At 40.5% G+C, this 17,377-nt stretch carries 9 protein-coding genes; 8 read left to right on the top strand and 1 reads right to left on the bottom strand.

What is annotated here, in order from left to right:
- Nucleotides 1-184: 184 nt before the first annotated feature.
- The 8 genes from F0226_RS15170 (at nt 185) to F0226_RS15135 (ending at nt 16,367) form a co-directional block, all read left to right on the top strand.
- Nucleotides 185-1,612 (top strand): BcsE family c-di-GMP-binding protein, encoded by a 1,428-nt coding sequence (locus F0226_RS15170; protein WP_171736422.1) that lies wholly within the window; start codon nt 185-187, stop codon nt 1,610-1,612.
- 150 nt (nt 1,613-1,762) lie between these two features.
- The gene (bcsG, locus tag F0226_RS15165; RefSeq protein WP_171736421.1) at nt 1,763-3,370 is read left to right on the top strand and encodes a cellulose biosynthesis protein BcsG; all 1,608 of its coding nucleotides are present in this window, start codon (nt 1,763-1,765) and stop codon (nt 3,368-3,370) included.
- A 73-nt stretch (nt 3,371-3,443) separates the two neighbouring features.
- Nucleotides 3,444-3,671, top strand: a complete 228-nt coding sequence (locus tag F0226_RS15160) for a hypothetical protein (RefSeq protein WP_171736420.1) — start codon at nt 3,444-3,446, stop codon at nt 3,669-3,671.
- A gap of 9 nt (nt 3,672-3,680) precedes the next feature.
- Nucleotides 3,681-4,418 (top strand): cellulose synthase operon protein YhjQ/BcsQ, encoded by a 738-nt coding sequence (locus F0226_RS15155; RefSeq protein WP_171736419.1) that lies wholly within the window; start codon nt 3,681-3,683, stop codon nt 4,416-4,418.
- The gene (bcsA, locus tag F0226_RS15150; RefSeq protein WP_171736418.1) at nt 4,415-6,979 is read left to right on the top strand and encodes a UDP-forming cellulose synthase catalytic subunit; all 2,565 of its coding nucleotides are present in this window, start codon (nt 4,415-4,417) and stop codon (nt 6,977-6,979) included. The genes F0226_RS15155 and bcsA overlap by 4 nt, the downstream gene beginning before the upstream one ends.
- The gene (locus F0226_RS15145) at nt 6,966-9,197 is read left to right on the top strand and encodes a cellulose biosynthesis cyclic di-GMP-binding regulatory protein BcsB (RefSeq protein WP_171736417.1); all 2,232 of its coding nucleotides are present in this window, start codon (nt 6,966-6,968) and stop codon (nt 9,195-9,197) included. Before bcsA ends, F0226_RS15145 begins: the two co-directional genes overlap by 14 nt.
- Before the next feature lies 1 nt (nt 9,198).
- Nucleotides 9,199-13,842 carry a cellulose synthase complex periplasmic endoglucanase BcsZ gene (gene bcsZ, locus F0226_RS15140; protein WP_171736416.1) on the top strand — a complete coding sequence of 1,548 codons (4,644 nt, stop codon included), beginning with the start codon at nt 9,199-9,201 and terminating at the stop codon, nt 13,840-13,842.
- Nucleotides 13,843-13,850: 8 nt separating this feature from the next.
- Nucleotides 13,851-16,367 carry a metallophosphoesterase gene (locus tag F0226_RS15135; RefSeq protein ID WP_171736415.1) on the top strand — a complete coding sequence of 839 codons (2,517 nt, stop codon included), beginning with the start codon at nt 13,851-13,853 and terminating at the stop codon, nt 16,365-16,367.
- Nucleotides 16,368-16,447: 80 nt separating this feature from the next.
- On the opposite strand, the gene F0226_RS15130 is transcribed toward F0226_RS15135, so the two are convergent.
- Nucleotides 16,448-17,335 (bottom strand): sensor domain-containing diguanylate cyclase, encoded by an 888-nt coding sequence (locus tag F0226_RS15130; RefSeq protein WP_253820838.1) that lies wholly within the window; start codon nt 17,333-17,335, stop codon nt 16,448-16,450.
- Nucleotides 17,336-17,377: the final 42 nt, after the last annotated feature.

Here is a 17,377-nt window from a genome sequence, read left to right as displayed (position 1 = left end):
ATCACCATCATTCTCTCCTTTTCTTAATTGGGGCCATTCAAACTGATTTATTACTTAATGCTACGTCTTAAGTTTAGGTTGAAGATACTTCTGATACCAAACTGATACCAAGTAAGCTAATGGTTTAGTTGTAGCATTAATGTAGATCAATGGAATGGATATCACATTGTAATTAAGGAAGTTTATGCAGCAACTAATCATAGTAAACTCAATAACAGGGATATCTACTCTTCTACAAGAATATAGAGAGTTGAGGGCTGTAGTAGAACTTAATTTCTCGACAATTATATTGAATGTTTCTGATACTGATTTTGGAAAATTACCTTGTTATGGAAAGCCAATTGAAGAAGTAGCAAGTGCTGATCAGTATTACTTAGACCAGCCAGTAAAAGTGGATGCCTTTGTACTAGATGTACATAGAATTGCCCATATTCACCAAGGCAATATGTTGATCGTTATCGATCAAGATGTTTGGGGAGAGAAGGAGACACTAGGTCTCATTAAGTTTATTTTCTCAAAATACTCCTCATGTACCATCGTCACTAATATCGATTCAAATCAAGCAGACACTAGGCTCATAAATAATGAGCGTCATCTCTTAGCGGAATTTTTTGAAAGTGACACCAGAGCGATATTCTCTGTTATTGAGCGATTGGATGGCCAAGTAAAACTGTTTAACAAGATCATTAATCTAAAAGGCTTTGAAATTACAGATAGCCGACATGATGAAAGTTGCCGTGTATACATGGAAATTAATGCAATTGATGTTGAGAAATTAGAAGCACAAGGCTTGTTCTTTTTTGTCGGCATAGAAGAGATAGTCGATTTCTTAACCCTTGATGAAAAATCCATGGTTATCTTGAGTGTTTCCAATCCAAAAGAGATTCCAGAAAAAGTAGAAACCATTCTCTCTTTAAAAGAAAAGCATGGTCGTGACATCAAAGTTATTGTCAGAGAAGTTGTGCCATCTATTCGATATACCGATAAAGATATGCTTTTAAAATCTGGTGCTCAGGAGATCGTAGAACATTACAGACCAAGCTATGCAGTTCTCGATGGCATAAAAAAAGTTGAGCGCTGTGAGAAACCTTATATCCCATATAATGCAGAAGAGCTGTACAAGCTTTATTCATCGCCATTAAAAATGAAAGGACATTTAGATCGGCAGGAGTTCATTCAAGTTGTCGATGAGACTCTGAATACGATTAACCCCGCGGGTGTGACTTTTGCACTCGTAAAAATTAAACCTTTCAAATCGGTTCCTACTTACAAACTGAAAAACTATTGCAACCTCGTTAGACATGGTGATGTATCCACCATTATCAATAACGAAATGTATCTGTTCTTTAGTTCACTCAGGTTGGAAGAATTGAATAACACACTTAAGCATGTATTCGTTATTTCACTTGAGGAAGTAGCAGCAAAAATAGAGTGCTTTAGTGAGATTTACTCAACCGTTAATGTCATCGACCATTTGAAAGATGACCTACAAAGCCCTTCTTCTGGTTGGGAAGTTGTCCATAGTGGCAGACCCGAAAAAGTAAATATAAGTGATTCTTTTTTAAATTCTTCGACGAAAGTTGCCACGAAGTGTAATTGGGAGGATTTATGAATATCTACGAGTTATTTTTCTTTGCCACGCTATTTATGATGCTTGGTGCATTATTACACGCCACTTTTCAATTCATGAAAGACAAAACTTCGAATGGTTTAACTCGACTTATGAATAAGCCAAAACATTTGAAAAAGAAGGTGGTAAATAATGCAAAGTAATTACCATTTTTCACAATGGAAACTCGGTGCGTGGAGCATTTACTTTGCGCTAAAACTCGTCTTATTTTCTCAAGGCGTTATAGAGTTTGACGCACCTTTAAATATTGCACTGATTCTGCTTCTATCTATTCCTACTTATTTCCGTCCTCTGAGTTGGGTAAGAAATACCGTTGGGTGTGTGTGTGCGGTACTGCTTTTACATCATGAGTCTTATTTACCACCTCTACAGTTTTTAACCTCGCAAATTTCAAACTTGAGCCAGTTTGATGCGTCTTACTTGCTCTCGATTATTTGGGATAGCCTGTCGATAGAACTGATAGCTTTGATAGTCGTTCTGAGCGTTGGTTACTTGTATTTACACCAGATAGTCAAAATATCTTCTCTCATTATTGTTGGAATTTTAGTTTTGGCTTTAAAGCCGCTCACTATTCTACCTGTGAGCAGTGAACCTATTAAAAATACGAATGTGGAGGTTGTCCTTATTGACGAGTCAAAGGCTCAAGACAATATCGTCGATACTTCATCTCAAGGTCTTAGCGATTATTTAAATCAATTCTTTATGGAGCAGAATCAAGAGCAATTAGCTTTTATTAATGATGTCGCTTATCCCATTAATTTTGATGTGCTTCTTTTAAATATTTGTTCGCTTTCATGGGATGACCTGGAGTTTACAGGGCAGTTAAACCACCCATTATTTAAGCAAATGAACATAACTTTTACTGAGTTCAATTCTGCCACTTCATACAGTGGACCGGCTGTATTACGCCTTTTGCAGGCAAGCTGCGGTCAAAGAGACCACAGTACTATTTTAGAAAGTCGCCAACCACAACAGTGCTTGTTATTCGATCAGCTAGCTGATCTTGGCTTTAGTAAAGGCGTGTTCATGAACCATAACGGTGAGTTTGGTGGGTTTCGTAAAAGCATAGGCAACAATATTGGGGAATTTTCTCCTGAGGTTGACCTAAATACACTTAAACCCAACCAATTGGCGTTTGATGGAAGCAAGCTCTATAGAGATGGTGAGGTGCTTGAAGCTTGGCGTAGAAATAATGATGAATCACCTTCTGTCAGTTTATATAACACCATCTCCATTCATGATGGCAATCAGTCTTTGGGTTCTACTGGTTCGCGAGTCGAAATCTATAAACGTCACCAAACCATGTTGCTTGATGATTTATTGGTGTTTTTTCAACGAGTTGAAGAGTCAGGAAAAAACTTAGTTGTTGTGTTGATTCCTGAACATGGTGGCGCATTGAGTGGCGACAAAATGCAAGTTTCCGGCATGAGAGAAATACCAACTAAAGCGATCACGCATGTTCCGGTTGGCGTTAGGTTTTTTGGTGATTATCAAATGTCTGGTGACGTGGCTACCGAAGTTCATGAATCAAGTAGTTACATTGCAGTAAGTAAGATACTGAATAACGTCATTAGTAGTGGTATGTACGCAGGGCAACCAGTCGCACTCAATGACATCACGTCAGATCTACCAGTAACTCCTTTTGTCTCTCAGAACAAGGGTACAACCGTCATTGAAGTTAATGGTCACCAATATTATACGTTTGATAGAAGTAACTGGGACGAATATTCACCAAATTAGCGTCACCTAGCAATACCGAGGATCACTTAGCATCAACTAGTAATACCTAGAAATGTCTGAAAAGGGGAAAGTCATGGACACGAATAGAACACGATACATGGATGTAGCACAGATAATTGATGCCTACGAATTGAGTGATTTTCAATACCTCAACATACAGCGTGATAATGAAAAGAAAGAATTGTTCAGCTCTTCATCTCTCATCAATTCAATATTTAATGAAGAAGTACCGAAGAACAAACAAGTAGTCGGAATGTCTGGCAAAGCAGCTGGGCGGGTAGAAAAAGAGCAGCAAGTGTAGGGCAAAGATATGAGTGTAATCATTATTCAAAGCTTACTTGGTGGCAGTGGCGCAACAACGGTAACTAGCGGTCTTGCATCCTCGTTAGCCTTGTTAGGTAAAAAAGTCGTTGTCGTCGATCTTGATTCCCGAAATCTAGTTGGATTTGGGCTGGGGGTTGATTTAACTAAGCAAAAAGGTTGGTCAGATTACCCAACGAATAATAAAGGTTGGATGGAATCTATATACCAAAATGCAAGTGGTGCTTGCTGTATTCCTTATGGTGGAACCAACATCGATTTTGATGTTGTGCTTAGGCATTTTGAGAATATGATACCGATGTTAGAGACAAAGTTTGATCTCATTATCGCGTTGTTCCCAGTTCGAAAGCCCGTTTCTCACCTCCATATTCCAGTCGTTTTAAATTTAATGGTCGTTACGCCTACGGTGAATACTGTAGTGAAAATAAAAAGGCAAATGGACACTTTTTCTAGCGATGAATCGTTGAAGTTGGTCGTTAACCAGTGCAACCCTAATAATCAGCTTACACATGGTATCTTATTACTTTTAGAGACCTTACTACCAAACCGCCTTTTATCGGTGAAGTTACGTAGTGACGCGGCGATCCAAGATTCATTGTCACAACTTACTAATGTGGTTGAACAACACCAGTATTCGGAATCTCACGCCTGCAAGGAATTCAATCAGTTGGCCATTGTGACGCTTTCACTTCTTGAAAGGTTTGCGGCTAAGGTTGAACCTGCATGATAGCGACCCTAGTTAATTCAAAACTCGTTGGCGGCTTTAGCCAAACGGTTGAATTGCCAATTTACAGAATGAGCTGGCGACACTCGCCGCTGTTCGTTTTCTATTTATTCTCAGTCGTGTTTTCAGCTCAAGCGCTCACGAAAGATAGCTGGAGCACTTTTTATCCGCATGTAGATATTAATAACTACCGATGGTCCGATAACGTCAAAGTGTTATTTCAATCAATATGGCTGTTTGCAATACACCAGCAGTTTTCGATGGATAAATGGATTTTTACCCAGCACTGTCGGCAATTGAAAAACGCATCGAGTTGGATTATTGGGAAGATCCACCAAGTGGGTCATGGCTATTTAGTCTTGTTAGAAAAACGAGTCGTTCTACCATCGAAAAAGACCACCAATCAACGACATAACTTTTTAGATTTGGTTTTGTTGGCTCTACTCGTCATATTAACTTTGGTTTGCCTCACGGTACCATTTTCACTGACATCTCAGTTTTTGTTTGTGAGCATCCTTTGTGCATCTGCATTATCGATAAGACGCTCAAAAGGAAAATTATCAAAAATGCTGCTGATTGTCTTATCGCTAGTGGTGTCAACTCGCTATATGTGGTGGCGCTATTCTTCGACTATTAATTGGGATAATCCGCTAGATCTAACGTGTGGTTTGATATTACTTTTTGCTGAGACCTATTCTTGGCTGATCTTAGTTCTCAGCTATTTTCAAAGTATCTGGCCGTTGAATAGAACTCCTGTTCAGTTACCTAGTGATTCTTCTCGCTGGCCTGTAGTTGATTTACTTATTCCAACTTACAACGAGCCTCTAGATGTCGTACGTGCCACCGTACTGGCTGCACTCGCGATAGATTGGCCAGAAGACAAGCTCAATATCTACATTCTTGATGATGGTAAAAGGGATGAATTTAAGGAGTTTGCTGAGCATGCCAATGTTGGGTATATCCGCAGACCAACCAATGAACACGCTAAAGCCGGTAACCTGAACTATGCATTAGAGAGAGTCCAAGGTGAATTTGTTGCGATTTTTGATTGTGACCACATTCCAACACGCGGATTTTTACAATTTACCATGGGCGAGTTCCTGCAAGACAACAAGTTGGCATTAATACAAACGCCTCACCATTTTTTTTCTCCAGATCCATTTGAGAGGAATCTACATAAATTTAAGAAGCTTCCCAATGAAGGCAATTTATTTTACGGATTAGTTCAAGACGGGAATGATACTTGGAATGCTGCATTCTTTTGTGGTTCTTGTGCCGTATTGCGAAAAACCTACCTGATGGAAGTAGGGGGTATCGCTATTGAAACCGTTACTGAGGATTCTCATACCGCATTAAAGTTACACCGGAAAGGCTATCGAAGTGCCTATCTTAGAGAACCGCTTTCAGCAGGGTTAGCCACGGAAAACCTTTCTACGCATATTGGGCAACGTATCCGATGGGCTAGAGGAATGGCTCAGATATTCCGCTTGGATAACCCTCTACGAGGAGTAGGGCTTAATTGGCGACAAAAGCTATGTTACACCAATGCAATGATGCACTTTCTCAGCGGCATTCCACGATTGATCTTCATGGTTGCACCATTAGCCTTTTTGATTTTTGACATTCGTATTATTGCTGCGCCTGCATTAGCTATTTTGCTGTTCGTAATGCCACATATTATTCACGCCAATATTGCTAACAGCGCGATTCAAGGAAACCACCGTCATTCTTATTGGGGTGAAGTCTATGAAGCCATTCTGGCGTGGTATATCGCCATTCCAACAACGGTTGCCTTGATCGCGCCATGGAAAGGCAGCTTTAACGTAACGAAAAAAGGCGGTTTGAATGATAAAACCCATTTCGATTGGGATATCAGTAAGCCGATCATTGTGTTGCTGATCTTAAACATGATTGGGTTTGTATTTGCGGTGAGCAAGTTATTTTTCGTCAGCCATTTCACAGTATCAGCGATTTTAATCAACCTATTTTGGGTGACTTATAACCTCATTATTTTAGGTGTTTGTCTTTCGGTCGCTTTTGAAGAAAAACAGATACGACACACACACCGAATAGACGCCGATTATCCCATTTCAGTTATGACGCAGTCAGGGCACAGCTATGTAGCCACGTTGACCGACTTCTCTTTTGGAGGTGTAGGGTTTGATGTGGGACCTGAAGTTCCCCTTGAACACGATGAGGTTATTTACGTTGTATTAGACAAATATGGTGTCGAGGAATCATTCCAGTGCCGCGTTCAATTTATCCATGACGGTAGGATAGGCGTAAGTTTACTACCAATGAGTTTGGAACAAGAAAAGCACTACATACAGTGTACGTTTGCTCGCTCTGATACTTGGTCTAAGTGGCAACATAATTATGTTTCTGATCGTCCTATCAAGAGTTTGATATCCATTATAGCAACAAGCTTTATGGGGGTTCGTAAGGTGATTGAGCGCAGTCCTCGACCGATTAAAAAAGTATACAAACGCATTGAATTATCAAGCCGCACCATTCTTTCTTTTCGACCTGTTTATACAGATGGGGTTAACCATGAGACTAACTAGCTTTCCGATATTATTGATTCTGTTTTTCAACCTATTCTCTGGTTTTGCAATGGCGAGTGATGCGGTGGAGATAGAGGGCCCTGATGTTGAAGTAACAACATATACATTTGAAGAGTTGAATGGTTCACGCTCCATCACTGTCGTGGGGAACGGAAGCCAATATTCGCTGTTTTTCGGTTCGAGACTGGATCAAATTGTGATAGGAGGTAAATTACACTTGGACTTTTTGCCGTCTCCTGCATTCCAAAACAATATCAGCCAGATTAAGGTTTATTTAAACAATGAGTTGATGGATGTCATCGAGATGCAGAACGAAGATACGACTCGAATGCTCAGCAAAGTCGTTGACCTCGATGGCTTATTCTTTGAAGACCACAATGAGCTTAGGTTGCAGATGATTGGTAAAATTGTTTGTCCTGACCAAGGCTCACATCTTGAATGGTGGGAGCTAGGGTCATCTAGCCGTATTGAACTGTCCGTTAAAGATATCTCACTGGCAAGTGAACTAAGCTTATTACCCGCACCATTTGTTGACTACCGTGATACAAGAGACATTGAAATCCCAGTCGTGATCCCTGCACAGTTTGGCATTGAAGAATTGCGTTCAGCAGCAATAGTAACTAACTATTTTGCTAGTCATGCTGGATGGAGAAACGTAGCGTTCCCAGTATCTAGAGAGCTGTCAGAAGATCAACATACGCTAGTTTTCGCAACCAATAAATCTAAGCCTCGTTTTTTATCGCACTTACCTAAAATTCATCAACCAACGGTACAGATGGTTACAAACCCTGAGAACCCGAATAAGAAAATGCTTTTGGTTTTGGGTAAAGATGTAGAGCAATTAGCTGTAGCAGCATCAGGCTTAATCAGCAGTAAGCAGTTGATGTCTGGGGATTTTGTTTACATTGAAAAAGTAGAAGAGCTTAAAACAAGAACACCATATGATGCCCCAAACTGGTTGACGACAGAGCGCCCAGTGCAACTAAAAGAGCTGCTTGACTACCGCGAACAGCTGAATATCAGTGGCCCATCGCTTTATAGTATTGATCTTAATTTTACGCTTCCACCGGATTTATTTACGTGGAATGCAGCTTCAGTGCCTCTTGATTTCCAATATCGATATTCTCCACCGAGTGAGAGTGCGAATGGCTCGCGGTTAAACGTTCTGATCAATAACAAGTTTATTCAAGCCTATCCGCTGCAAAATGAGCAAGAGATCGCTCAATCATCAGTTTGGTTTGATCCGTTAGGCACGAAAAATATTAATAAAGAAACCCTAGGTATTCCAGGTGCTAAAACAGAGACAGATAACTTACTTTCGTTTCGATTTGACATCGCTCGTCTCAACGAAGAGATGTGTATTGGCAACGTGAAACCTATTGATCTCTATGCCTCTATCGATGGGGATTCCACGATCGATTTCACCGGGTATTCACACTACAAAAAGATGCCAGATACTCAGAGCTTTGCTCAGTCGGGTTTTCCTTATTCACGAATGGCAGATTTATCGGAAACCGCTGTGATTATTGGTGACCCTACTGATACCGCAGAAGTGCAATTGCTGCTCGAAACTCTGGGTCGAATTTCGGCTAATACTGGTCTTCCTGCTCATCGTTTTACTTTAGCTACCGAGTGGGATTTTAATGAGTTACAAGACAAAGACATCCTGGTCATGGGTGTTGGTGTCACGAGCATTATTGAAGATGAAAACTCCCTACTCACATTTGTGAAGTCGAAAGAAAACGAGGTGGCGATGGATTCCACCTATAACTCACAAAACGATGATTTGAGTGACGAAGCATTTACCAAGGATTATGTAGAGCCAACGGTATCATCAAGAATCACAACGCGTGGCACATTTGCTTCAGTTTCTATGTTTGAGTCGCCTATATCACCAATGCGAACCGTCACACTTCTTTCCGGTCGAACTTCGATGTCTTTGCAGCTTTTAGGTGTAGCACTAGAAGAAAGACTCGATCTTGTTAAGGGGGCTGTGGTTACGCTTACGCCATACGATACTAATGGGTACAACCTTGGTTCGACCTATCATGTGGGAGAATTATCGATTGTAAACCTTATCTGGTATCACCTTTCTCGCTTCCCATTTGTAATGGCAATAATGGCGATTCTGTTGGTGAGTGTGTTATCGGCGATGATATGGCGTTGGCTAAATCGTCAAGCAAGGTTGCGCATGCGTGAGACGCATAAGGAAGACTAGCATGAGGCTTTTAGGTGCAATAACCAGCTTGGTGTTTTCATGTGTTGTATTGGCAAGCCCTCAACCGGGCGCGTGGGCAGATTGGAACACTTTTAAAGAGGTTTATATCTCACAGGGGCGAGTGATTGATGGCTCATCAAAAAAATCGATCACAACCTCTGAAGGGCAGTCTTACGCTATGTTTTTTGCTTTGGTCGCTAATGACAAGCAGATGTTTGATGACTTGCTCAACTGGACGCGGGTTGAATTAGCGGGAGGCGATCTGACAGGTAGGTTGCCTGCTTGGTTGTGGGGGCGTGAAGACCGCAAGAATTACGCTGTGCTTGATGCAAATTCAGCCTCTGATGCCGATCTTTGGTTTGCTTATACCTTGATTGAAGCTGGTAGATTATGGAACGATACTTACTACCAAAACTTAGGTTACCTGCTTGCGATGAGGATTCTTAATGAAGAGACTTATAGCTTTGGTGACGAGCTTTATTTGCTGCCGGGTAAGCATGGTTTTATTAAGCAAGATGGCAGGGTTATTAAACTTAATCCTAGCTATTTGGTGCTGCCTATTATGACCAAATTCATGCAGGGGGAGCAATCACAACAATGGCAGAAACTGTACGATAGTTCGCTTGATCTACTACTTTCGACTCAAAAGAAAGGTGTCGCTCCTGATTGGGTTCTTTACGATGGAAGCGCTTATACCTACTCAGATGAGACGAGTGATTTAGGCAGTTACGATGCCATAAGAAACTACCTTTGGGCAGGTATGATGCCTGAGGGTATGGAAGGTCGTAAAGAGCTACTCAGTCTTTATAAATGGATTCATAAAGAGTTGAACAAGCCCAACCAGGTTCCTGAGGAAACCTATGCCCGTAGTGGAAAAAAACAAGGAGAAGCTCCTGTTGGGTTTGTATCTTCAATGTTGCCATTGCTAGAGCAATATGGTCGTAATGATACATCAGAATTGTTTGTTGAATTTATCGATAAAAATTGGAAAAGAGACCAGAAAGATGAGTACTACAATAGTGTACTGACCATGTTCTCAAAAGCTTGGTATCAAAAACGTTTTTACTTTGAGCAAGATGGTGATCTTGCGGTTAAGTGGCACTCAAGTTTTAACAATCATGCTGAAATTAAACCATTTGATGAAGTAGTGGAACACAACTTTGTTGAAGAGAATGAAGAGCTAGTCAAAGGTTTTACTGAGCTTACTAGCCTCTATAATAATGTACCCAAATGGCTGCAAACTAAAATAGTTATAGGGGAATTACATCACATAGACAGTCTGGTGGCTGATGCCACAAATAAATGGTTAGCTGTCGAGCCTAAAAGTCCAGATGCTTTGTATGCACGAGCCCGTTGGGCGATGAGAAATAATTACTTTGATTTGGTAAATGAAATTATCGGTAAAATGAAGGAATACGGGCAATACAAGCGAGTCACTGAACTTGAGCAATATATTGCCCTTCACACCGATGATGTAAGCCGACTTAATAGAATACAGCTTTTGGTTAAAACGGAAGCGTACAAAAAAGCACTTGATGAATATGAAGCTTTATTTAAGTCTATTCGCCCGACAATGACGCAGCAAGTGGAATATCTCAGCATAAAATCCAATATCCCAGAAATGGCTGAAGAAACGTTGAGGTTGTTTCGTCAACTTAATCGCTTATTTCCTGATGTGGGCGTAATTAAATTTCATTTAGCCAAGCATATCGCTCGATATTATAACCGTGATGAAGCGATCGCCATGTATCTTGATCTTTACAAAAATCAGTACGTTGGTGAGCGAGCTGCTTTAGCAATAATTGATGAGTTAGAGACGGACCCAATAAGTGAGAAAAAGGTTGAGATGGTAGCAATGTTAGCGAACTATCATTCTTCAAGCCTTACTATCCAGCAACATAATGAAACCACTCAGAGACTTTGGAAAGAAGAGTTAGTGAAGCTTGAGGTTCCCCTATATAGGAAGAAAAAACAGGCTGTTGAGAGAACATCTAAAGGTGAGTACCGAAGCTCTGATTACAGCACCTTACTCGCAAGTTTAAAAAGCTGGCCAGAAGATATCGAAATTATAGAGGCAATTGCTCAGCACAAATATTATCGAGACGAATATAAAAGTGCCACGGCTTACTACAAGAAAGCTAAAGCTTTATCCAATCCAAACCAATACGATGCTTATGATATCAATATTAAATCAGTCCAGTACTGGGAGTACATTGATCAATCCAAACAAGCCTTAGAAAAAGCCAAATATCAACAAGCGATGCAGTATGCTGAACGAGCAATCAAGGTAGATCCTACCCTTTATCACTCGTACCTAATTAAAGCTCAGGTTGCAGTACTCAAGGGTGAAAGAAAGAAAGCTCATTCATACGCTAAACGAGTACGAAATATGACCAATGATTCAGAGTTGGCTATCACGTTGTGGGTCCAGACTTATGGACCTGTTCAGAGCGTAGAGTCAGAACTGTCTGCGTTCACATACCTAAAGCGTCAGGAAAGAAAGTTGGTTCGTAAGTATGAAGAAGAAATTACTCTACGTTATTTACTTGGAAGATTAGATTCAGCCGGTACATACCCTAGTGATGAACCATTCAAAGAATACTTACGTTTCGTTCAAAATGGGCCGATGGCTCAGCCGTGGGTCATCAAAGATCTTTCTGAACGTTTAATCGCGTTTGGACAGAAGGATCTCGCTGATTCATTTATGCATAAACAGCATCAACGTAATAAAAATCAGGAAAGCGGTCAGGCTTATTTCTACTACCTCACAGGGAATAATGAGTGGGAATCAGCCCTCGCACTTATCGAGTATGTAGATGAACAAGAACAAACTAGGGTACGTTTAGCGTATCACAGGGGAATTATCACAGATCGTCAGATCGTCGGTGATGAGTTAGAAGAGTATTTAGATGAACTTATGGTCTCAGATTATAAGGTTGGCTTTTCACTTGCCATGGAGTTTGGTTATTTAAAACAACCGATAGAATGGCTAAAGAATGTAAAGCTCAATGAATTGAGTCAATCCGAATTGGAACTTGCTTCTTATATTGCATTTGAAATTGGAGATAGCGAGAAGCATCAAACTATCGTTAATGAATATTTAATTAGGAGCGGCAATATTCCAACGATTGATGCTCGTCATCAATATTTCTTAAGCCTTAATCTTGAAAATGAAGGAAGTACCAAACAGGCACTAGATTCACTTATTGCTATTGATCGTAAGGGTATTGTTAACCTAAGCAGTGAGCTGGTGGCTTTTGCTGAGCGTAATAATGAATATAGCTCTGATGTGGTGAACTATCTCTATTCAAAACAGCAGGAGTTATCTTTAGAAGAATTTGTTGGTCTCTATGAATTAGCAATAAATTCAGGTAAGCAAGAAGATATTAACTTGTTGTCGAACATAAGCAGTAATTATGACCTTAGCGCATTTCACTATTGGACATTACATGAGGCTGCTCATCAAGTTGACGACAAAGATCTGGCTGTAAAATATGCGAATGCTGCGTTAGCTGTCAATTCTCAAGCTGTAGAATCAGGAGTGCAGGACAGCACGAATCAATGGATGATCAATGATCTGGAAAGTACGCTTGCAGACTATAAAGAAAGTCGTCTGAGTTACATCATTGCTGGAACTGAGTCCGTGCATATTCCGAGCAAAGGCTGGACAATTATCTCTCCAATTGAATTCAGTATCGGGCTCCCTAAGTATGAAGGACATTTAAAAGTAAGAACTGAGAATGTTTATTTAGATAGCCGAGAATTGACTTACTACGGTTCTGAAGATTCGTTTAGTACTAAGGGTGTCGGGCAATCACTATCTTTGGCTTGGCAAGCCGATTCATGGGCTGTAGATATTGGTTCGTCACCCATTGGCTTTGTCTTTGAAGATTGGTTCGGAGGGGTAAAAGCAAATACAGAATTTGGGGGCTTCTCTTACCAAGCCAGTTTTTCGAAAAGACCTTACAGCACGGATTACGTTGCCTATTCTGGTATTCGAATCTCACAAGATGACCAAAAAGGGGAGTTTGGAGGTATCACGAGAATGGGACCGTCACTGTCCGTTTCTTGGAGTAATGAAAAAGCAGATTCGGGTGTATGGGCTTTTGGTGAGTATTACTCAATAACCGGTGTCAATGTGGCGGATAATAAGAAATTTGCTGGAATGGTAGGTGGGTATCATGTACTTGATGAATCAGAATCCGACATATTATCTGTAGGTGCTGGATTGTTTTATATGCAATACGAGAAGAACCTAGACATATTAAAAATGGGTTATGGCAACTACTACAGTCCACAGTCATTTTATTCTTTACCAATCAACCTAAGCTACTTTAAACGTGACAGCTACCAATGGAGTTACGGTGGAAGAGTTGGGATGTCATATAGTTCCGCGAAATTTGACTCTGTTTATCAAGAGGATACAGAGCCTGAAACCTCCCATGGTTTGAGTGGGCTCTTGGAAATTTACACCGAATATAGGCTGTCTAACCAATGGACTTTGGGTGCATATGCAAGCCAAAACATTTCGACAGACTACCTACCAAGTCGATTGCAAATTAACATTCGATACGATTTTAAACCGACGGAAATGATTGTGAAATTACAACATCGTCCGATGGAAATGTATTCAGATTATTATTAGTAGTTATTATGATGAAAAAACAAATAATTATATTAAAAAAGTTGAGTTACCTAGGTTTATTATTTTTGTTGGGTTGTAGCCCGGAAGAAACCGTAATTAATGTACCAGTAACTACACCGGTAGAGCCAACGCCTGTACTTCCCAATGCGCCAGTGAGTACATATGGAGTCTGTAATTCGGACGTCATAAACCAAACTGTCCGATTCATTCATGTTGCCGATCTACATGGACACTTTGGCTTTGAGGAGCAGTATTTTAGCAAGATAAGAAAAGCTTACCTAAATGCGAAAGAAGAGAATGAGTTCACTTTATTCACCAACGGTGGTGATGACTATGAAAAGGGCACAGTTGCAGAGCAACTTAGCCAAGGTAATGCAGTTTCTGAAACCATAAAGGCGATGAAATTTGACTACCGGGTAATAGGCAATCACGACTTTGCATGGGGACCTGAGCAGTTACTCATGTATGCAAGAGATGATGATGGTGATGAACATATCCAGAATGTTTTAGCCTCAAATACCACGTATGTTGGCGATGACCCACTTGGTTTTAGCGGTGTGTCTTTTGCTATCGCAGAAGTTGGCTGTATCAACATTGGTTTCCTTGGGTTGACCTCTGCTCCGTGGAATGAGTTAGATGAAGAAGTCGAACTTCCCGCGGATTTTATTGAAGATTTCGCTATGCGCTGGGATTGGTCTGCGCAAGCACAAGAATTAATCGATGGTTATGGCGATCAAGTTGACTATATCGTGTTACTCAGTCATTTAGGAATCGACACAGATGTGGTTGAGTTTTCTTATGTTGAAGGTATTGATTTGGTGCTTGGTGGTCACAGCCATGAACTACCACAATATGCTCACGTGATTAACAAAGATGACGGAAGTTTTTCGACCGATGTCTTCTTGCCAGATTTCAATGCGAAAGGTTATACCGACATTGAAATCACTTTTAACACAGAAAATAAACAAGTCGTCTCGCATAACTTTGGTCTGTATGGAGAATATAATGCTAACAATATTGGCATTTTAGAAGACGATGATACCGACCAAGAAGTGAAGGATGCCATCGACAAAATAATGGGGGAGTATGCGCCAGATGCCAGCACTGAAATAGCAATAGCGTATGATTTCGCGGACAGTACAAAAATTATGGAAGTGTTACATGATGCATCATCACACGTAGATAATTCGATAGATGCAGCTCTATTTGATACGGAGGAAGTCGATGGTCAGAGTTGGTCATTAGGGGCAATGACTCAAGAAGATTTCCATCAAATGTTTCCTGTTGAACGCCAAACATCAAATACACCTGGGTTCAATTCTGTCTACAAAGTTGAGGTCACTGGCTCAGAACTATTCAATTTGAAAAACAATTGGATAGATCGAGGAGAAGGTGATGTAGAAGCCACAATAAATTTGGTTTATTCCGGACTTGATATGGATTCTGAGGAATTCCGACTCAACGACACTTATACGCTTGCGTTGTTTAAAGGGGCTGCATTTAATCCAGAGTTGTTTTTTGAAACACCCCCATTCACCAGAGAAGACATCGAGTTTGTTGGGGAGTCTTGGTATCTACTGGATTCTTATGCGAGATATAGAACTGGACAATGTTATTTTTTTGACAAAGAAGAATTGCTACCTGGATGCGATGGCTACATCGACCCCGTCACTGTCTGGCAATTTAATACCTCGAGCGCTTTAGTTTCTGATGGCGGCGATACTGCTCCTGCAGTCTTACTATTGGTAGATGTTGATGGCGCACAACTGACAGATATATGTACCGATGAGGCTATTCCGGTGAGTTGCGGTACAACTCAAGAGTTTGGAATTTCTGATTTACCAGATAATGAAATTGGTCAAGTTATCCGTCTAGATTCTCTTGAGTCTAAGGAGGCGACATTAGAATTAATCCATAACTCGGTTGAAGGAACGCACTTTACGTTGGTATTCGATGCTTACTGGCCTTCAAATAGCCTTAAAGATAATAAATATAGTGCTCTTTTATCGGCAAATACACTGGATGATGCACCAGAGTTGTACCTTCAACTGGAAAATAATGATGGTAACGACGGTCAGTATGCAACTATTGGTAAAACCAGTGCTGGTGGATACTATGGTGAAATCCTCCCAGATACTTGGCATCGAATCGCTTTTAGCTTTGTTATCTCAGAAATAAATGGGCACTTATATAAACTCTATATTGATGGAAAGCTAGTTCATACCGCTGAGGCTAACTCTCAAACAGTGCTAGCTAATTGGACACTTGATGACAGCCCGATCAGGCTTCTTACTGATACGGATAATTTCTCAGAGTCATCAACGGTTTATTTAAATGCACTGCTATTCGCATCAAGGCAACTTACAACCGAAGAAATTGAAAGTTTAGCAACTGTCAGTGAAAGGTTGGATTATACACTTCCCTCAAGAGAACTGAGTGCCACGGTCGAAAGAGCGTACAGCGCTGCACCTATGGATTGGAGTCACAAGTGGTTAATACAAAGGAATAAGTTTAATTTTCCTTAAGTAATCCATCGACTTTAAGTCAGTAATCTAGCGCCATTAATGGTTGTTCTTGTGCAACCCCATTAATGGCGAATAAAAGGTTACATAAGTGTAGAAATGTTTTTCCCAGCACGCTTCGATTTATATAGGGCAATATCTGATCGTTGATAGACTTGATCAATCGTCTCATCATCCAATTGAAATTGACTGATCCCAACGCTCATACTTATATGCTGTTCACTTGTCATGCTAACGACGAGTTCACGTAGGTAGTTGGAGAATTTAAGTGCAGCGTTATGAGTACCGCGATAGATGATTCCAAATTCATCGCCACCAATCCTGCCAAATAGATCGGATTCTTTGAGTTCAGATTGGCATAAAGCAACCAAATCGCAGATAACTTTGTCTCCAGCCTGGTGTCCTAAATTATCATTGACGGCTTTAAAGTTGTCGATATCAATTAATATAAAGCTTGAGTTTATTTTATGCCGTTTGAAAGAGAGCAGCGAATCATCAAGACATTTAAAGAGCTTTCTACGGTTCAATGCGTTAGTGAGGGGATCAAACTCGGATTGATAGATAAGTTGTTGCTCAAGTTCATAGCGCTCGGAAATATTCCGTGCAACCCATACAACAGCTTTCTCACCGTAGCGGGTTGTTTTGAGAGGACAAACACGACCTTCAAATCTTAGCTCTCCATCGGGGCCGGAAACGGCATCAACGCCTTCAACATCGTAAGCTGATAATGAATACTCGTATATCATAAGCTTGTCAGCATTAAGCGTTTCATTGATCCGATTCACAAACCAATCAGCTTTGTGTTCTGGTAACACATCATACAAACTCATGCCTTTTAAGTTCACTGCATTATGAAATTGTTCGGGGCTTTCTCCACCTAAAATCTCTGCGTATCTTCCTGAGTCTGTCAGTACAAAGACAAGATCAGGAAGGGCAGAAGCTATTGCCTGCCAATCCTCTAACTCTTCCATAGTCAAATCCTATTTTTAAAATTAATATTTATCCGTATATTC

The sequence above is a fragment of the Vibrio sp. 99-70-13A1 genome, assembly GCF_013114625.1.
Classification (GTDB): domain Bacteria; phylum Pseudomonadota; class Gammaproteobacteria; order Enterobacterales; family Vibrionaceae; genus Vibrio.
Note: the sequence above shows the minus strand (reverse complement) of the source record. Positions and strands in the feature narration are given on the sequence as shown.